Raw genomic sequence first — 19,654 nt, forward strand, 5'->3', positions numbered from 1 at the left:
CGTCGCTACGCTCCTGCTATCTTCTCGTCTTTTTCGCTTTCCTGTGGGAGTCTTCGTGTATTCCGACAGCTCGCTGCTTCAAGCTACTACGCACTTAATCAAACGGTCTATTTTCATCGTATTGATTATTGGTTGTTCTTAATCACTGTTGTTATTTTTTCAAAATAGTCTATTGCAGTTTGTTTGTCTTTTTCAATTTGTGCTACCAGCTCGTTAATTCCATTGAACTTTTTTTCGCTTCTGATCCGAAGATGCCATTCTAGTTCTATTTTTTTTTCATATATTTCCTGATTAAATTGAAAGATATGTGTTTCAATGGATTGTGTCGTTTTGTCTGGATGAAAGGTTGGTTTCGTTCCGACATTGCATACTCCATTAAACCAAACATCATCTACCTTTATTCGTACCGCATATACTCCTTGTGGAGGAAGTAATAACGCATTGTCACTTTCTATATTAGCAGTGGGAAATCCAATGGTTCTCCCTCTCTTATCACCATGAATAACGGTACCGTTGATGCTGTAATACCTCCCAAGCAAAGAAGGAATATATTCCATATCACCCTTTAGAATATAAGAACGGATTAAAGTGGAGCTTACTTTTTCTCCATGATATGATTCTTTGCTTATAATTGTTGTTTGGAAGCGTCCTCTTCCATGCTTTCTTAACGTTTCAGCTGTTCCTTTTGCTAATTGTCCATATGTGTAATCAAATCCTGCTACCACATGACGGACATTTAAGTCAATTAAAAACTGGTCGACAAAATCTTGAGGCAGAAGATCGGCAAAGTCTTTTGTAAAATGAATAATAAATAAATAATCTATTCCAAGCTTTTCAATTTCTGCTACTTTTGATTCATAAGATGTAATAAGATCCACACGCCGTGAATCATTCCCCAATACGATAGATGGATGAGGATCAAACGTCAATACGCCACTCTTCCATCCTTTTTTGTCTGCAATTGCTTTTGCTTCCCCAATTACTTTTTGATGTCCTAGATGCACTCCATCAAAATAACCCAACGCCATAACTAATGGAGGAAAATCTTTACCATCTATATTTTTAGGATAATTAACTCTCACAACTTCCATTATACGACTCACCTTTTCTAGCTTATATATGATTTAAAACTCTTTTAAAAAAATTATTATTCACACCTCTAAGCAAAACGCAGTAGGAATTTTCTAATCCGAAGACTATAAAATCTCCAATCAAATTGCCTTTTTTCGATTAGTGAAACAAGTCAATCTACTATTTTTAAAATTTTACTTGGTTTTATTTTTCCTGGTTTTGTAGGATGATGTACATAAATGGCCAGTGCTTCGCCTTGCTCTGATTCCATTACAATTGGTCCTTTAATGGATGTTAATGAAGATGGCGTATCCAATACACTCCCGTTGCGAACTTTTATTGCTACTGTATCATTTATTTGATATTTCGGCAAATAAGATATTGCGTCTTCTATTGGTCGCAAAATATCTGGAATTAAACCATTTTCCATTTTTTCTTCAATCTCAGCAAATGTTAAACAATCTGTTTTCGTCATCGTTGCTGAACGTGTTCTTGTTAAATCTGACATATGTGCCGGAAACCCAAGTTTTTCTCCAATCATAACAGCAAGTGTTCGAATATACGTTCCTTTGCTGCAGTCAACTGTAAAACGAAAAGAGATTTGTTCCCCTGACAATGTGTCCCACTCTTCCGTCAAGAACAGGGAATAGATGGTTACTTCTCTTGTTGGTCTTTCTACTTCTATTCCTTGTCTTGCATACTCATACAACCTTTTACCATTTACTTTTACAGCAGAATACATGGGAGGTGTTTGTTTAATAACTCCTGTTAACGATTGAAAAACTTCTTCCACCATTTCTCTAGTAATAGATTCTGTCACCTTTTTTTTCTGAACGATTTCACCTGAACTGTCTTCAGTCGTGGTAGAGTAGCCGATCGTTACCTCCCCTTCATACATTTTTCCAGCATCGGTAATATATTCTGCTACTTTTGTGGCTCTGCCTAAACAGATAGGCAACACTCCAGTTACATCTGGATCAAGTGTGCCTGTATGCCCAATTCTCTTCATATGGAGAATTTTCCGCAGCTTAAAAACACAATCATGTGATGTCATTCCTTTTGGTTTCCATAATGGTAAAATTCCTTCCATTTTTAAAACTCCTTTTCTTATGTATCTTTTTTATGTAAATAAAAAAGGGTGGTCCTCTTTATCCCATTCCCCCTATTAGTAGCAATAAAGAAAATAATACTTCTTTATTCGCATCTTTGGGAGTTTGACATAAACAGAGCCACCCTCATCGTTTATTTACACCTTAGTTTTCTTCTTCTGAATGATCATCTTTTGCAATTTGATGAAGCAATGTATCAATTCGATTACCATAATCAATGGATTCATCAAACTCAAAAGAAATTTCAGGAGTTTTACGCAAACGAATTCTCTGCCCAATTTCAGAACGGATAAATCCTTTTGCTTTTGCTAGGCCTTTTAACGTATTTTCACGCTGTTCTTTATCTCCTAAAACAGAAATATAAACAGTTGCTTGCTGAAGATCTCCTGTAACATTTACATCTGTTACAGTAACGAACCCAATACGAGGATCTTTAATCTTTCGACTAATAATCTCACCAAGTTCTTTTTTCATTTGTTCTCCAACACGGTTTGGTCTAAGGCTCATCTTATTTCACCTCGTTTTATTAAAGCCATTCTGTATCAGTGATGGTTCTTTCCATTTCCGGAAACGAGTCCAAAAATTTTAATGCATGCTGTAATTCTACTTCTACAGATAATCGTGCAGAAGCAACTACGGCAATCGCTATTTTTGTTCGCTGCCATGTATTCTGAAAGTCAACTTCTGATACAGAAACATTATATTTTTGTTTTAAGCGGGTTGTCACTCTTTGGAGGACAGCCCGCTTTTCTTTTAATGAATGTGCGTCATAAATGATACATTCAACGGTCATTAGACCAACAATCATTTACGCTCAATCTCTTCCATAATATATGCTTCAATTATGTCGCCTTCTTTAACATCGTTGAAGTTCTTTATGGTTACTCCGCATTCGTATCCTTGACTCACTTCTTTAGCATCGTCTTTGAAACGTTTTAATGCGTCAATCTCGCCTTCAAAAATAACAACTCCGTCACGGATTAAACGAATTCCAGAGTCTCTTGTTATTTTTCCATCTGTTACGTATGAACCAGCAATCGTACCAATTTTTGATACTTTAAATGTTTGACGAATTTCCGCTTGACCAATAATTTTTTCTTGGAATTCTGGATCAAGCATCCCTTTCATCGCTGCTTCAATTTCTTCGATTACTTTATAAATAATGCGATGTAGACGTACATCTACTTCTTCTGCGTCAGCAGCTCTTTTTGCATTAACATCAGGGCGGACATTAAAGCCGATAACGATAGCATTAGATGCAGCTGCAAGGGTAATATCTGATTCATTAATAGCACCAACGGCTGTATGAATAATTTTAACATTTACCCCTTCTACTTCGATTTTATAAAGTGCTGCTGCAAGAGCTTCTGCCGAACCTTGAACATCTGCTTTCAATACGATATTAAGGTCTTTCATTTCCCCTTGTTTCATGTGCTCAAATAAATTATCTAAGCTTATTCTAGTTTTTTCTGATCTTTGTGCTTGAATTGCCTGAGTAGAACGAGCTTCCCCGATTTGTCTTGCTGTTTTTTCATCTTTAAAAACAACAAATCGATCTCCTGCTTGTGGAACTTCATTTAAACCGGTAATTTCAACAGGTGTTGATGGTCCAACACTTTTTACTCGACGACCTAAATCATTCACCATTGCACGTACACGTCCAAATGTGTTTCCAACAACAATTGGATCCCCAATTGTCAATGTTCCGTTTTGGACAAGCAATGTAGCAACAGAACCTTTTCCTTTATCAAGCTGTGCTTCAATAACAGTACCCACAGCATTGCGTTTCGGATTTGCTTTATATTCTTCTACTTCACCAACAAGTAAAATCATTTCAAGCAATGTGTCAATTCCTTCACCTGAAAGTGCTGAAAGAGGAACAAATATGGTTTCGCCGCCCCATGCTTCAGGTACTAATCCATGCTCCGTTAATTCTTGCATAACTCGATCAGGATTAGCAGTTGGTTTATCCATTTTATTCACTGCAACAATAATTGGTACCTCAGCAGCTTTAGCATGGTTAATTGCTTCAACTGTTTGCGGCATTACCCCGTCATCTGCTGCAACAACTAAGATTGTAATATCCGTGATTTTTGCACCACGTGCACGCATTGTTGTAAACGCGGCATGTCCTGGTGTATCCAAGAATGTAATCTTCTTGCCGTTGTCTTCGATTTGATATGCACCGATATGCTGCGTAATACCACCTGCTTCGCCAGCAGTTACTTTTGTATTACGAATGCTGTCAAGCAATGTTGTTTTCCCATGGTCAACGTGCCCCATAATAGTCACAACAGATGGACGCTCCACTAACGCTGCATCTTCTTCATCTTCGAAATAAACTTCTAAATCTGTTGTATCGATTTTAATTTCTTCCTCTACCTCTACTCCGTAGTCAGTAGCAATTAATTCAATAGAATCTTTATCTAAATCCTGATTAATTGTTGCCATTACACCAAGCATAAATAATTTTTTTATAATTTCAGATGGTTCACGGTGCAATTTTTTCGCTAATTCTCCAACCGTTAATGAATCACTAAAAGTAATTTTTTCCGGAAGTTCCTTTTCCTTTTTAGGAGCAGGTGGTGCTACTGGGGCTTGATTTTGTTTCCCCTTACGATTGTTGTTGTTTTTGTTATTGCGGTTATTTGTTTTTGGTTTATTATTATTAAATGGTTTATTATCTTTAGTATTTTTCACAGGGTTATTTACTTTCCCCTTTTCTACCATTACATTACTTTCTTCTTCATATTTATCTGCAATATTTTTTGAAGGATTGTTCTGCTCTGGTTTATTTTGTGTATTTTTTGTTTCTTTATTATATATTTTATCCAACTTTTTTACTGAATCCTCTTCCAATGTGGTCATATGATTAGAAACTTCCACGTTCATATCTTTTAATTTAGTAATAACATCCTTGCTTGAAATGTTAAACTTTTTTGCGTATTCATAAACTCGCATTTTACTCATCATTTCACCCCCGCTAGAATTAATCGAGCAGCGTTAAAAGTTTTTTTGCAAATCCATTATCTAAAACAGCGACAACTACTCTTGCCTCTTTCCCGATTGATTGACCTAACAGCTCTCTATTTGGAACCACTTTGACCGGGACTGCATACGAATTACATTTATCAGTAATTTTTTTTGTCGTGTTTTCTGACGCATCTTCTGACAAAATAATAAGTTTTGCATTTCCTCTTCTAATTTCCTTAACGGCGAGTTCCTCACCTGAGGTAATTTTCCGTGCTCGATTTGCTAAGCCAAGCAATGACATCCATTGATTCTGTTTCATTTGGATTGTCTATTCTCCTTATCTATTATATCCAGCAGCTCCTCGTAAACTACATCATCAATTGATATTCCAAGCTGGCTGGAAAGAATATTTTTTTTCTTGGCTAATAGTACTGCGTCTTTATCCATTGAAAGATATGCTCCGCGACCGGATTTCTTTCCTGTTAAATCCACAGAAACCTGTCCTTCCTTCGAGCGAACGATGCGAACTAGTTCTTTTTTCGGCCTCATCTCACCGGTAGCAACACATTTACGCATTGGAACTTTTTTCGGTTTGTTCACACACATTCACCTCAATCAATCTAGATCTTCATTGTTTAAATGGAAATCTTCTTCTTCTATTTCTTCATCAAAAGTCAAAAGAGATGGTTCTACTGGATAAATTCCTGCTTCTCTAGCTTCTGATTCTGATTTAATATCAATCTTCCAACCAGTTAGTTTAGCTGCAAGGCGTGCATTTTGCCCTCTTTTACCGATGGCTAATGATAATTGATAATCTGGCACAATAACAGTAGTTGCTTTGTCTTCTTCGTTAACCATTACTTCTAATACTTTAGAAGGGCTAAGAGCGTTTGCAACAAAGATAGTTGGGTCTGGGGACCATTTTACAATATCAATTTTTTCCCCTTTTAATTCATTTACAATTGTTTGCACCCGCGTACCCTTTGGTCCAACACATGAACCTACTGGATCTACCTCTTCATTTTCTGAATGAACGGAGATTTTTGATCTGTCGCCTGCTTCACGGGCAACTGATTTAATGTCGACCGTTCCATCAAATATTTCAGGAACTTCCATTTCAAACAGTCGTTTTAAAAGACCAGGATGTGTTCTAGAAACAAAAATTTGTGGACCTTTTGTTGTTTTTTCCACTTTAGTAAGAAAAACTTTAATGCGATCATGTGGTTTATAGTGTTCATTCGGCATTTGTTCATTAGCCGGCAAAATAGCCTCAATTTTACCTAAACTTACATAGATAAATTTGCTGTCTTGACGTTGAACAATACCAGTCATGATATCTTCTTCTCGGTCAATAAACTCCGAATAAATAATTCCTCTTTCCGCTTCACGGACACGTTGAGTAACTACTTGTTTCGCAGTTTGTGCAGCAATGCGACCAAAATCTTTTGGTGTAACTTCTAATTCTACTACATCTTCCACTTCATAATTCGGATTGATTTTTTGTGCATCTTCAATGGAAATTTCAAGACGTGGATCGAAAACTTCGTCTACCACTTCTTTACGAGCATATACTCTCATTGTTCCAGCACCTAGATTTAAATCAATTCGAACGTTTTGCGCTTGATTAAAGTTACGGCGATATGCCGATACAAGGGCTGCTTCAATCGCATCGATGATAACATCACGAGAAATCCCTTTTTCCTTTTCAAGCAATACAAGAGCATCTACTAATTCACTGCTCATGAGATTGTTTCCCCCTTTAATCTCTTAAAAATATAGAGCAAGGTGCCATCATTATTCTTGATATTCCATATACAAGTTGATAGATATGTGTATTTTCCTTCTTATCAACCTGATTTTCCTCAAGATCGGCACTGCAATTTAAGAAAAAGTCACTGCAAGACGAGCTTTTGCAACTTTATCATACGGAATTTGAACAGTTTTTTTCCTTGTTTTCACTTTGACTTCGATTGATACACTTGTTCCATCAAAGCTTGTTAGAGTACCTTCAAATGTTTTTTCATTGTCAATTGGTTCGTATGTTTTGATAAATACATTCTTTCCAATTGCTTTTTCAAAATCTTTGTCTTTTTTCAACGGTCTTTCCGCTCCTGGTGATGATACTTCAAGAAAATAGTTTTCTGTAATTGGATCTACTTCATCTAGTTTCTCACTCAGCTTTTCGCTGACTGCAGCACATTCATCTATATCAACACCAGCATCTTTATCAATATACACGCGCAAAAACCAATTTGGACCTTCTTTTACATACTCAATATCCACTAATTCTAGATGTAAATCTTCTAGGATTGGCTGGACCATTTCTTCTACTAATTCTGTTACTTTGCTCAACTTTTTCCCTCCTTAAGCAAGGAACAAATAATCTTTCGTAAGTTAGCAACCTAGACGAATAGGAAGCCGAATTAAACATATTATCAAACAATACGCCTTCATCAATCGTTAGCAGGACAAGTCTTCATGTTTTTGGTTAATTCCTTAAAGAAAAGTGAATTTAAACATATAATGGCTTTTAATCCAACAAATTATTAATGTAATTCCTATTCATTCATCGTGCTGCCTCGTTTAAAAAAGGCATACACAACACGAAAGAGTGGGTTGCCCCACTCTCTTTTCGCGAAAGTTATCCTTAGTATTTCCAAATAAACTATACCATAACCAAATATTTTATGCAAATGAAAGTGCGGTATTACAAGGTTCTTTGCCTATTCCCATAGGAAAGGCACAAGCGCCTTAATAAAAAACAAAAAGAAAGGTTCATTTGATTTACTGATGTGCTTTTTTCTTTCAAAGGCAAAGGGCATACTCACAAGGACTAAGCGCTGTAGCTAAACACACTATACTCTCTCGCTTTTAAGAAAAACAGTGCCATTTCTAAAACAATGACAATTGGTTTTGATCTGGCATTCCATTTAGACAGCCATGATTATCAAGATATTCCAGTATCGTTTTGGAAACTTTTCCTCGTTGCTGTAGATCTTCTTTGGATAAAAATTCGCCGTCTTTTCTGGAACGGACAATATTTAACGCGGCATTTGTACCTAAACCAGGAATGCTATTAAACGGTGGAATTAACGAATTGCCATCAATAAGAAATTCGGATGCACTTGATTTGTATAAATCAACTTTTTTAAACGAAAATCCTCGTTCTACCATTTCATATGCAAGTTCCATTACAGTTAATAAGTTTTTCTCTTTTGTTGATGCATCCAGCCCTTTTCCGCTGATTTCATCTATTACTGATCGGATACTTTGTGATCCTTTCACCATTGCATCTACATCAAAATCATCTGCACGCACAGTAAAATATGCTGCATAGTATAATAATGGATGATGTACTTTAAAATAAGCAATACGAACAGCCATCAATACATATGCTGCCGCATGCGCCTTTGGGAACATATATTTTATCTTTTTACAAGAATCAATATACCATTCTGGCACTTCATTCTTTCTCATTTCTTCTTCCATTTCATCTGAAAGACCTTTTCCTTTACGCACACTTTCCATAATTTTAAAGGCAAATGCAGGATCGAGCCCTTGATAGATTAAATAAACCATAATGTCATCACGACATCCGATTACTTCACTTAAATTACAAATACTATTATGAATAAGTTCTTGTGCATTTCCCAACCATACATCGGTACCGTGAGAAAGACCGGATATTTGGACTAATTCAGAGAAGGTGGTAGGTTTTGTATCCTCTAACATTTGGCGCACAAATTTTGTCCCGAATTCAGGAATACCAAATGTACCTGTTTTACAGTTTATTTGCTCAGCTGTTACGCCTAATGATTCCGTGCCACTAAATATCTTCATTACTTCTGGATCATCGGTTGGAATTGTTTTTGGATCAACCCCGCTAAGATCCTGCAGCATTCTAATTACAGTTGGATCATCATGTCCGAGTATATCTAATTTTAAAACATTATCATGAATAGAATGAAAATCAAAATGAGTCGTCTTCCATTCGGAATTGCGATCATCCGCTGGGAACTGAATAGGAGAAAAATCGTAAATATCCATATAATCCGGAATAACGATAATACCGCCGGGATGCTGTCCTGTTGTTCTTTTTACCCCCGTACAGCCAGATGCTAATCGATCAATTTCAGCGCCTCTCATTTGCAGATTATTATCTTGTTGATATCCTTTTACATAGCCATAAGCTGTTTTATCCGCAACAGTACCAATCGTACCAGCACGGTAAACATATTCTTCACCGAATAATACCTTTGTATAATTATGAGCTTTCGGTTGATATTCACCGGAAAAATATGACAATAGGTAAACCTTTGAAGTTATCTCTAGTTTTTCCCCTGTCCCACACCGTACGTGACCCTTTCGGCGTCATACGGCGCTCCATCGTTAACTTTGTCGAAGTTATTCAGTTAAGTTTTGGATTTCCTACTTCCATTCTTAACTGATTAAGCTTTTTAACTGCTTTTAAATCAAAGGTCTCAATTATTGCTTTATACTTTGGATTTTTTGTTGGGTTATTATTGTGGATTAACATATGATAATCCTCTTTTATAATGATTAGATTTTCGTAATCATCCGTTCCACCTTGAGCAGTTGGTTTTTTGTGGTGACATATTGCGTTGAAAGGAGTTAACCTTTCTCCTGTTATCCCACAACAGCCTTTCCGGGCTACGTATTTACTTAGACGGTTGTCTTCGTATTTAACGCTTTTGGATTTATATATACCTTTTCTAAACAAATTTATTTCAGTAACAGATACGTTTTTGATTTCTTTGTGTATGGCTTTACGGTCATTTGCTTTATATATTGTGAAATTGGGATTGCGTTGACCTCGTATATCGTGTTTAATTGCTTCCATTGGATATACTAATATGCCATTACTTTTGAATCTTGGACAATTGTAACCAGTATAGAATTTTTCAATCACATTGTTTTTATCGAATGTCGGGTTGAAGATGTTTCTATACAATAGTGATTTAATATTCTTGTGTACATTATGCCTAATATCGTTAAAGTCTTGGGAGACTCTTGTGGCTATTTTGTAATAGTTCTGCATCCCAAGAATGTTGGCGTTGTACATCATAATCTTCTCTGGTGTTGGACTTTTCTTATCTTTATTAGTTTATGCCGAATAACTTCTTGTACCTTACTTTTGGATTTAGGACTCATTTTTGAGTTTACTATATATCCTGTTTTTCCAGTTCCCTTCTTAACAGCTCTGAACCTGACTCCAAGGAAATCTGCACCATTTTTGCGGAGATTTGTGATTTTGCTTTTTTCTTTACTGATTTCTAAGCCAAGTCTTTCTTCCAACCATTTTTCAACGGCTATTTTGATTTTCTTGGCATTGTTATAAGAATTTGTAAAGATTTTAAAATCATCCGCGTATCGTACTAGATACATTGGTTTAAGTTTAGTCTTTTTAAGGGCATCTGTTTTGTTTCTTTTTAATTTGTAAGGTATCCTCGTAGGTTTTGTTTCCCATTGATTTGATATCCACCAGTCTAACTCGTTTAAAACTATATTTGCGAGTAGAGGTGATAATATTCCACCTTGTGGCGTACCTTTCTCTGGTATTCCAATCCCTTTTATTTCCGCTTTCAGCATTTTCTTAATAATAGATACTACTTTTTTGTCCCTAATTCCAATTGTCCAAAGTTGTTTGATAAGTTTGTTATGATTAACGTTATCGAAAAATCCTTTGATATCAACATCTACCACATAATGATTAAAACTATGATTTACTAGATGATAGCATCTTGCAAGAGCGTCGTGGGTACTTCTTTTCGGTCTAAAGCCAAAGCTGTTTGAGTTGAATTTTCCTTCCATAATAGGTTCAAGAATCTGCAAAAACATTTGCTGTATTAGCCTGTCCTCTATTGTTGGAATTCCAAGTGGTCTCATATCACCATTTGGTTTTGGAATTAGTACCCTTTTTACTGAATGTGGTTTGTAGTTTTCTAGTCTTTTTCGTGTTAATGCAACAAGCTTATTTGTATCCATTCTTTGTATATGTTTAATGGTATGTCCATTAGTACCTTTAGTTTTGCTTCCGGTATTGCTTTTAATATTACGGTAGGCTAATCTAATGTTCTCTTCTGAACTAATCAAGTCATAAAGGTTGTTAAAATACCTACCTTTTACACTTTCTTCAAAAAGAGTATCCAACTGGTCTTGCATTCCAAAGTATTCATTGTTTCTTAGTTTTTGAATCATTAAGTCAGTCAACTAATCACTCCCTTACGAGAATTTTCGTTTCTTTTTGTCTTACAAGAATCTGACTTGTGTAGGTTTATTTCAACGTTAACGACTAATGCTCTTCCCTCAGAAATGTTTTGTCCTAAACTTATTGATTATTTAGTCATCATCGGCATTTCTTCAACGGTACTACAGCATCACTGCCACTTCCATTAATCTATGTTATAGCGAATGCTTTTCCATAGAACCACCTTTAGCAAAGTGCAATCTTCTGATGTGTTGGAAGCTTCTCACGTTCCGCTATTCCTATCTGTTCATCATCTACTTAGGTTCCCCCTAAATCCCGCTAGGCTTGAATATGCCTATAACACATTATGGATTTTCATAACCAAACGTTTACTCATCCACACCTAGAAGTCAACATTGACCCCATACCATTTCTGGTATGTGACATTCACGAGAAGTCAGTCGAGGGTTCGTCCCAGTTATTCTACTGATTCTAACCATATAGATTTTATAGACACCAGACCTATCATCCACAGAAGCTTTATAGCTCCCTTTCCTCAGCCGTACTGTTAGGGTAAACTTCAGCCTACTTTAGCGGGCTTCAGACAAAATTTGTTTTTGCATTACTCCTTTTGCCTGCCGCAGCTTCAGTGAGTGTGTTTCAGGGCGTTACTCCATCATTCCACACTTCGAAATAGCAGTTCTCCTAGGTATAAACCCTAGTGGCTAATCTTTTCAATTAGCAACGTGACGCACTCAAATCAATATCCGGGACCTTATCCCCTTTAAATCCGAGGAATGTTTCGAATGGGATGTCGTGTCCATCTTTTTTATAGTGACTTCCACAATTTGGACAATCTTTGTCAGGCAAATCAAATCCAGAACCAACAGATCCGTCATTAAAAAACTCAGAGTGTTTGCATTCTGTGCAAATATAATGAGGAGGAAGTGGATTTACCTCTGTTATTTCTGTCATCGTCGCAACAAAAGAAGATCCGACAGAACCCCGTGAACCAACTAGGTAACCGTCATCAAGTGACTTTTTCACGAGTTTATGAGAAATGAGATAAATAACAGCAAATCCATGTCCAATTATACTTTTTAATTCTTTTTCCAATCTTGCCTCTACTATTTCCGGCAGTTCGTCACCATATATTTTGCGAGCCATCCCATAACTCATCTCTCGCATCTCTTCGTCTGCACCTTCTATTTTCGGTGTATAAAGATCATCTTTAATCGGCTTAATAACATCAATCATATCTGCGACTTTGTTCGTATTTGTTACAACAATTTCTTTTGCTTTTTCTTCCCCTAGAAACCGGAAGCAGTCTAGCATTTCATTTGTTGTACGGAAATGAACATCCGGCAGTTTATGTCTATTTAACGGATTGGCGCCACCTTGAGAACCAACTAATATTTCTCGATAGACTTTATCATTCGGATTTAAATAATGAACATTGCCTGTCGCTGCAACAGGTATATCTAATTTTTCACCCAATTTAACAATATTTGTAATAATCTCTTCTAATGCCTTTTCATCGTTTACAAGTTCCATTTCTATTAAATGGGCATATACTTCTTTCGGCATTACTTCAATATAGTCATAAAATGGTGCAATATCTTCCACTTCTTCAGGAGCCTTCTGCATCATTGCTTCAAATACTTCTCCTTTATCACATCCAGATCCAATTAAAAGCCCTTCCCGATATTTCTGTAAAACAGATCGAGGTAGACGGGGGACACGATAAAAGTAGTTAATATGTGCTATTGATACTAATTTAAACAGATTTTTCAGCCCAATTTCATTTTGAGCAAGCACGGTACAATGGTGAGGACGAGCACGCTGATAAGCGTTTCCTTGTCCCATATTATCGTTTAACTGATTATGATTTGTAATTCCTTTTTCCGCAGCGTCTTTTAACATTTTTAATGCTAAATACCCCGTTGCTTCTGCATCATAAATCGCGCGGTGATGCTGTGTCAGATCGATATCAAATTTTTTCGCCAATGTATTCAAACGGTGATTTTTTAACTCAGGATATAAAAACCTTCCAAGTTCTAATGTGTCAATAACCGGATTGGTCGATTTCGGCATTCCTGCTTTTTGATATCCTACATTGATAAAACCAACATCAAAGGAAGCATTATGTGCAACAAGAATACTGTCACCAGCCCATTCTGCGAACTTGCGGAGCACTATATCTATTTCCGGAGCATCCTGAACCATATCATCGGTAATACCTGTTAAATTGATGGTTGTTGCAGACAGACGATGATGTGGGTTGGCGAAGTTTTCAAATCGGTCAATTATTTCTCCCTTATGAATTTTGACACCAGCAAGTTCAATAATCGTGTTATAGACTGCTGAAAGACCTGTTGTTTCAACGTCAAAAACAACATATGTTGCATCTTCTAGCGATAGATCCCTTGGATTGTAAGCAATTGGAACCCCGTCATCTACTAAATTAACTTCCACACCATATAGAATTTTTATATCATTTTTTTTGCCTGCTCCATATGCTTCTGGAAAACTTTGGGCAACAGCATGATCTGTAATTGCAACTGCCTTATGCCCCCATTTCTTGGCTTGGGCAACTAAATTGCTGACAGATGATACTGCGTCCATTTGGCTCATCGGTGTATGAAGATGAAGTTCTGCTCTTTTTTCGTCCTCTTTTGCTGTGTCTTTTCTCTCTATCGGTCTGATTTCATTTAAATCATTACCAATCATTACTAGATCACGTACAAATGTATCATTTTGAATGCTTCCCCGTGCTCTTAACCACATTCCCTTTTTAACCAACTGGAAAAGGGCGGCATCCTCTTTGTCCCTAGAAAACATTTTCACTAAAATAGAGCTAGTATAATCTGTTATTTTAAAGGTTAATAAGGTTCTTCCACTTCGAAGTTCCTTCGTTTCAGCATGGAATACATATCCTTCGACAGTAACACGTCTTTCCTCATCCACAATTTCTTCGAGTCTGCGATAATCGCTGTCGTCTTTAATAGTCAATCCGATTGTCACTGGACCTGTCGGAATATTTCCTTCATTCGCCTCTTTATCTGCTTCCATTTTTTGAATATCTAAAAGGGCTTGTTTTCCTCTTTCTTCGTCTTCTCGTTGTTTTGCTTGTAAAAACTGCTCATATTCTGTGTTTGATGCTTCTTGTTGAATTTCCGTTTCTAAAACAAAAGGAGGAAAACCAAAATACTGATAAGAATCTGTAATTAATTGTGCATATTTTCTTTTTATCGCAAGTCCTTCCATGTCATTTCTAACATGAATGGTTAATTTATTTCCTTGTATTTTAGGAATTTGTTCATTTAACAATTTAATTAACGGAGGAGATATGCCTTGCATTTGTTCAATACAAGCAGACCAATAATCCTTAATCAGCAAATCTGTTGCTATTGGGTTTTCAACATTTATGGAATAAGTGACTGTGGCAATATGTGAAAAACTGCTGATCAGTTTTTTTGTAAATAATTGATACACTTGATATGGAAGAATGTTGTCAAATTGAAAATGAAAATGCCATTTTCTTGCTCGTTTTTCTATTACAATTTTATCAATCTTCGCATGTTGAAAATGGGAAACAGTTTGGTCATCAGTCAATTGCAGTTGTTGTAGCAGCAATTGAAATCTTTCTACTTTCCCTTGTATATCGCTCATTTTCCCTCTCCTTTCTTTAGGTTTTTCTCTTCTTTTACTACTAAAAATAAAAAGCAGCATCCTCATAATTATAGCACATTATTTATTATAAACTGCTTCCATCCTTTAATAGAAAGGTAGTATAATTTCAAAACATAACACTCTACTTTACCATACTTTTTATTGCTTAAGCTACCCTGAAAAGAGGATTTAGATTTCTCGAATAGTCCGCAATCAGAATACACTTCGCTTTCCATGGGGCGGGCGCCGAGCCTCCTCGGAGTAAACTCCTGCGGGTTCTCGCCTGTCCCGCTAATCCCATAGGAGTCTTCGTGTATTCTGACTGCTCCTTGCTTCAACATAACGACAAACTTAATGAAATTGCCTATTTTCATCCTTTATGGCGCAAATTTTTATTTGCATGGTTGTCTTCCCTGGAAATGGTGTCTCAAATGGGCTTGCACTCTGAATATGCTTCGCTTTCCGCTGGGGGTTGGGGCCGATTCTCACTAGTTCTCTCTTTTTGTTTGTAAAGCTCTGTTATAGCATAATGTTGATATTTAACAAAAAAATAAGGAACTCTTGATGTCTTTGAGTTCCCTGTCTTAGGCTTGATTAGTCAAAAATAATTTTATTTTCGTATGTTTTACAGACTCTTCAAATATTTGTAACAATTACACAAACAATATTTTTTTGAGAAAACATTCTAATCAAAACCACCCGTGATAACGGGTGGTTTGCTCTACGGCTGAAAGCCTTTGTTACTGACCAAACCCTAAAGGGCTACTGAATGGTTCGCCAAGTGTACTACTTCTACTGGCCAGACCTCAAAGGCCTTCTGCTTACTTTCGTCTCTTTTTCTTTACCTCTTCGCCTGTGAATGGATCCATGTATTCCATCATCGTTAATTGTTCTGCGACTATATCATCTTGAATTTGATTTCGTATATATTCTTCTATTACCTTTTTGTTTCTTCCAACTGTATCCACATAATATCCCGTACACCAAAATTTTCGGTTTCCATATTTGTATTTCAAATTTGCGTGACGATCGAATATCATCAAACTACTTTTTCCTTTTAAATATCCTACAAATGCTGACACACTTAACTTCGGTGGAATACTTACTAACATATGCACATGATCTTTACATGCTGTTGCTTCGATAATCTCTACACCTTTTCTTTCACATAACCTACGCAATATTTCCCCGATATCCTTTTTGATTTTCCCATAAATTACTTGTCTTCTATATTTCGGGGCAAACACTATGTGGTACTTACAATTCCATGTTGTGTGTGCTAAACTATTATTGTCTTTTGACATAAAAACTCCTCCGTATGCTGATATTTTGGTTGGCGAACCAAAAATATTTTAGCATCTCGGAAGAGTTTTTTTAATACCACGCTATAAGCTTTTTAGAACCCTAGGCCTAGCCTAGGGTTTTCTTTTCCATAAAAAAGGGTCATTCCATTGATTCAACGCTTTTTCAACAACCTATTTTTATAGATAGCCCATTAACTAGTCTATATATAGGTTTTGCACGTATCCATTTGGAATAACCCTTATTTATTTATTTAATACATTGGTGATTGTTTCAAGCAATTCACTTTCATGTACTTCTGTTACTTCACCAGTGCTTCTTACTTTAACTTCCACGATGCCTTCTGACGCTTTTTTCCCTACTGTTATTCTAACAGGCAATCCAATTAAATCAGAATCAGCGAATTTAACACCTGGACGTTCTGCTCGGTCATCTATTAGCACATCCAAACGGTTTGCTTTAAGCAGCTGATATAGTTTGTCCGCTAACTTGTTTTGCGCTTCGTCCTTGGTATTAACAGGTATTACATGTACATCAAATGGAGCCATATGACTTGGCCATACAATACCTTTTTCATCATGGAACTGTTCTACGATTGATGCCATCGTTCTAGAGACACCAATTCCATAGCAGCCCATAATGATTGGTTGTGTACGTCCATTCTCATCTAAATACGTAGCACCCATTGCTTCACTGTAACGTGTTCCTAATTTGAACACATGGCCAACTTCAATTCCTTTTGCAAAAGAAATTGTTCCTTTTCCGTCTGGTGATATATCTCCTTCTTGAATAAAACGAAGATCTGCATAATGACTGGCAGTAAAATCACGCTCAGGATTAACGTTCGTATAATGGAAATCTTCCTCGTTTGCACCACATACACCATTTACAATAGATTTCACTGCATTATCTGCAATAATTTCTACGTCTTTCACGCCAATCGGTCCTAGTGATCCAACAGTGCAGCCTAATACATTTACCGTTTCCGATGCATCCGCTAATTCTACAACATCTGCTTCTAATAGGTTTTTCACTTTAATGTCGTTTACTTCATGATCTCCTCGTACTAATACTAATACATATTTTTCATCTACTTTAAACAATAAAGACTTAATGCATTGATCAGCAGTAGTATTTAAAAAGGAAGAAACTTGATCGATTGTCTTTTGATTTTCCGTTTTCACTTTTTCTAAATCATTAAGTGGCTTGTCCGCTTTTTCATAAGTTGTAACAACCGAAGCCATTTCAATATTTGCTGCATAAGTAGATTCTGTAGAATATGCAATCGTGTCTTCACCAATATCTGATAATACCATAAATTCATGTGTATCTTTTCCGCCTATTGCCCCGCTGTCGGCAATAACTGCACGATAGTTTAAACCACAGCGTGCAAACACATTACAATACGCTTGGAATATTGCATCATACGCTTCTCCTAAGCTTTCATGTGAGGAATGGAATGAATAAGCATCCTTCATAATAAATTCACGACCCCGCAATATTCCAAATCTCGGTCTTTTTTCATCCCTGAATTTTGTTTGGATTTGGTAAAGGGTTAATGGCAATCGTTTATAAGACTTTACTTCATCACGCACCATACTTGTAATTACTTCCTCATGTGTTGAACCTAATGCAAACTGGCGACCATGTCGGTCGTTGAGACGCATTAATTCTGGTCCGTATGTATACCATCTTCCAGATTCTTGCCATAGTTCTGCTTGCTGCATAGCAGGCATTAATAGTTCAACTCCACCGGCTGCATCCATTTCTTCTCTAATAATTTGTTCGATTTTTTTTAGCACTTTATTGGCTAATGGTAAATAAGAATAAATACCACTTGCATTTTGTCTAATATAGCCAGCTCTTAACAACAATTGATGACTTTTAATTTCTGCATCAGCTGGTAGCTCCCTTAATGTTGGGATTAACATTTTACTTTGTTTCATTTACTCACACCTCTAATTAGTTAAATTCCTTTTATATATAATAACGAAAGGAAGAGAGGTTGGTAATCCCCTGCTCCTTTTCTTATTCGTTTTTTCTATTTTAGAAAAAAGCGTTGAATATCATTCCAAGTTACGACAATCATAAGAAGCATAAGAAGAGCAAATCCAATAAAATGGACGATTCCCTCTTTATGACGGTCAATTGGTTTTCCTCGCACTACTTCAATTGCAAAAAACATCAATCTTCCTCCATCGAGTGCTGGCAACGGTAGGAGATTCATAATACCAAGATTTATACTTAAAAGAGCAGCCCATCTCATTAACGAGAAAATACCAGATTGTGCAACAGTATCTGTTGTTTTGTAAATACCCACTGGTCCACTTAATACATCAATTGAAAAATGTCCAGTCACTAATTTTCCAACAGTATTAATAATAATTTTTGTCCCGGAATATGTTTCAGTAATACCATATTGAAGTGCTTTAAGCGGATCTTTTTCCATCGCACTAAAAACGCCAACTAAACCGATTTTTTGTCCATCTTCTAATTCTCTTTCTTTTGGCGTTACATTAATTGTTACTTCTTTTCCGTCCCGATTTAATAAAAATTCTAGTTGCTCACCAGGACTTTTTTGGATGATCGAAACAACTTCTTCCCAGTTTGATACTATTTTGCCATCGATACTAAGCACCGTATCTCCCTCTTTTAAACCTGCATTAACAGCAACACCATCATCGATTAATTTTCCAAGAACTGGTTCATTTGAAGGAATCCCTTGAATCAAAGCGATTAATACAAAGATAACAAATGCTAAAACGAAGTTCATTAACGGGCCAGCAACAATTGCCAATGTTCTTTGTCCTAGTGTTTTACTTGCAAACTGACGATCTATTGGAGCTATTTGTGATTCAATGCCGTTTTCTACGATAACAGCATTTCTTTTAATAGGAAAAACAACCAGATTTTCATTTATATCGTCTTCAGCATATCCTTTTATAAATAGCTCCTGTTCTAAATCAGCTTCTTCTACATTAACAACACGGGCATTCGGATATTTTTCTTTCTGATTAATAATAATTTTGGAAACTCTCTCTTCCTTGTCGAATAACAAAGCAATTCGATGTCCCGCTTTTATATCAACCATTTCTGGATCTTCACCAGCCATTCGTACAAAACCTCCAAGAGGCAAAAGGCGAATGGTATACGTGGTTTCTCCTTTTTTTTGTGAAAAAATTTTCGGGCCAAACCCTATGGCAAACTCACGGCAAAGAATGCCTGCTCTTTTTGCAAAGACAAAGTGTCCTAATTCATGAAAAAATACTAACGCACCAAAAATAATAATAAACGCAACTACTGTATTCAAAATATAACC

General features: G+C 36.4%; 14 protein-coding genes and 2 pseudogenes. All 16 read right to left on the minus strand.

The features are described from left to right. Positions 1-125: 125 nt before the first annotated feature. Entirely contained in the window at positions 126-1,091 is a 966-nt protein-coding gene (gene ribF, locus AC5LWL_RS14520; RefSeq protein WP_493434969.1) for a bifunctional riboflavin kinase/FAD synthetase, read from the minus strand. Positions 1,092-1,243: 152 nt separating this feature from the next. After that, a complete protein-coding gene (gene truB / locus AC5LWL_RS14525; protein WP_493434970.1) occupies positions 1,244-2,161 on the minus strand; it encodes a tRNA pseudouridine(55) synthase TruB in 918 nt (305 codons plus the stop codon). Between the two features lie 163 nt (positions 2,162-2,324). Next, positions 2,325-2,687: a 30S ribosome-binding factor RbfA gene (gene rbfA, locus AC5LWL_RS14530; protein WP_493434971.1), complete on the minus strand. Its 363-nt coding sequence runs from the start codon at positions 2,685-2,687 to the stop codon at positions 2,325-2,327. Between the two features lie 19 nt (positions 2,688-2,706). After that, positions 2,707-2,988, minus strand: a complete 282-nt coding sequence (locus tag AC5LWL_RS14535) for a DUF503 domain-containing protein (protein WP_493434972.1) — start codon at positions 2,986-2,988, stop codon at positions 2,707-2,709. Continuing rightward, on the minus strand, positions 2,985-5,150 hold the full coding sequence (gene infB / locus AC5LWL_RS14540) for a translation initiation factor IF-2 (RefSeq protein ID WP_493434973.1): 2,166 nt from the start codon (positions 5,148-5,150) through the stop codon (positions 2,985-2,987). The genes AC5LWL_RS14535 and infB overlap by 4 nt, the downstream gene beginning before the upstream one ends. A gap of 19 nt (positions 5,151-5,169) precedes the next feature. Continuing rightward, positions 5,170-5,472, minus strand: coding sequence for a YlxQ family RNA-binding protein (locus AC5LWL_RS14545; RefSeq protein ID WP_493434974.1), 303 nt, complete (start codon positions 5,470-5,472; stop codon positions 5,170-5,172). Further along, entirely contained in the window at positions 5,469-5,753 is a 285-nt protein-coding gene (rnpM, locus tag AC5LWL_RS14550) for an RNase P modulator RnpM (protein WP_493434975.1), read from the minus strand. The genes AC5LWL_RS14545 and rnpM overlap by 4 nt, the downstream gene beginning before the upstream one ends. 15 nt (positions 5,754-5,768) lie before the next feature. Continuing rightward, on the minus strand, positions 5,769-6,896 hold the full coding sequence (nusA, locus tag AC5LWL_RS14555) for a transcription termination factor NusA (protein ID WP_493434976.1): 1,128 nt from the start codon (positions 6,894-6,896) through the stop codon (positions 5,769-5,771). A 138-nt stretch (positions 6,897-7,034) separates the two neighbouring features. Continuing rightward, positions 7,035-7,505 carry a ribosome maturation factor RimP gene (gene rimP / locus AC5LWL_RS14560; RefSeq protein WP_493434977.1) on the minus strand — a complete coding sequence of 157 codons (471 nt, stop codon included), beginning with the start codon at positions 7,503-7,505 and terminating at the stop codon, positions 7,035-7,037. A 540-nt stretch (positions 7,506-8,045) separates the two neighbouring features. Then, positions 8,046-9,449: pseudogene (locus AC5LWL_RS14565) on the minus strand (PolC-type DNA polymerase III); the annotation flags it as partial. Positions 9,450-9,561: 112 nt separating this feature from the next. Then, entirely contained in the window at positions 9,562-10,239 is a 678-nt protein-coding gene (locus AC5LWL_RS14570; protein WP_493434978.1) for an HNH endonuclease signature motif containing protein, read from the minus strand. Further along, on the minus strand, positions 10,236-11,384 hold the full coding sequence (gene ltrA / locus AC5LWL_RS14575; RefSeq protein WP_493434979.1) for a group II intron reverse transcriptase/maturase: 1,149 nt from the start codon (positions 11,382-11,384) through the stop codon (positions 10,236-10,238). Before ltrA ends, AC5LWL_RS14570 begins: the two co-directional genes overlap by 4 nt. Before the next feature lie 724 nt (positions 11,385-12,108). Further along, a pseudogene (locus AC5LWL_RS14580) lies at positions 12,109-15,033 on the minus strand (PolC-type DNA polymerase III); the annotation flags it as partial. A gap of 821 nt (positions 15,034-15,854) precedes the next feature. Beyond that, positions 15,855-16,337: an IS200/IS605 family transposase gene (gene tnpA / locus AC5LWL_RS14585; protein ID WP_493434490.1), complete on the minus strand. Its 483-nt coding sequence runs from the start codon at positions 16,335-16,337 to the stop codon at positions 15,855-15,857. A gap of 243 nt (positions 16,338-16,580) precedes the next feature. Then, entirely contained in the window at positions 16,581-18,281 is a 1,701-nt protein-coding gene (locus AC5LWL_RS14590; RefSeq protein WP_493434980.1) for a proline--tRNA ligase, read from the minus strand. Between the two features lie 95 nt (positions 18,282-18,376). After that, positions 18,377-19,645, minus strand: coding sequence for an RIP metalloprotease RseP (rseP, locus tag AC5LWL_RS14595; RefSeq protein WP_493434981.1), 1,269 nt, complete (start codon positions 19,643-19,645; stop codon positions 18,377-18,379). Positions 19,646-19,654 lie beyond the last annotated feature (9 nt).

Source organism: Niallia sp. WK069_GA_01 (assembly GCF_983173855.1).

What these genes read in the sequence shown, in the direction of transcription:
- ribF (WP_493434969.1), bottom strand. Translation starts at nt 1,091, where the DNA reads ATGGAAGTTGTGAGAGTTAATTATCCTAAAAATATAGATGGTAAAGAT.
- truB (WP_493434970.1), bottom strand. Translation starts at nt 2,161, where the DNA reads ATGGAAGGAATTTTACCATTATGGAAACCAAAAGGAATGACATCACAT.
- rbfA (WP_493434971.1), bottom strand. Translation starts at nt 2,687, where the DNA reads ATGAGCCTTAGACCAAACCGTGTTGGAGAACAAATGAAAAAAGAACTT.
- AC5LWL_RS14535 (WP_493434972.1), bottom strand. Translation starts at nt 2,988, where the DNA reads ATGATTGTTGGTCTAATGACCGTTGAATGTATCATTTATGACGCACAT.
- infB (WP_493434973.1), bottom strand. Translation starts at nt 5,150, where the DNA reads ATGAGTAAAATGCGAGTTTATGAATACGCAAAAAAGTTTAACATTTCA.
- AC5LWL_RS14545 (WP_493434974.1), bottom strand. Translation starts at nt 5,472, where the DNA reads ATGAAACAGAATCAATGGATGTCATTGCTTGGCTTAGCAAATCGAGCA.
- nusA (WP_493434976.1), bottom strand. Translation starts at nt 6,896, where the DNA reads ATGAGCAGTGAATTAGTAGATGCTCTTGTATTGCTTGAAAAGGAAAAA.
- AC5LWL_RS14570 (WP_493434978.1), bottom strand. Translation starts at nt 10,239, where the DNA reads ATGATGTACAACGCCAACATTCTTGGGATGCAGAACTATTACAAAATA.
- tnpA (WP_493434490.1), bottom strand. Translation starts at nt 16,337, where the DNA reads ATGTCAAAAGACAATAATAGTTTAGCACACACAACATGGAATTGTAAG.
- AC5LWL_RS14590 (WP_493434980.1), bottom strand. Translation starts at nt 18,281, where the DNA reads ATGAAACAAAGTAAAATGTTAATCCCAACATTAAGGGAGCTACCAGCT.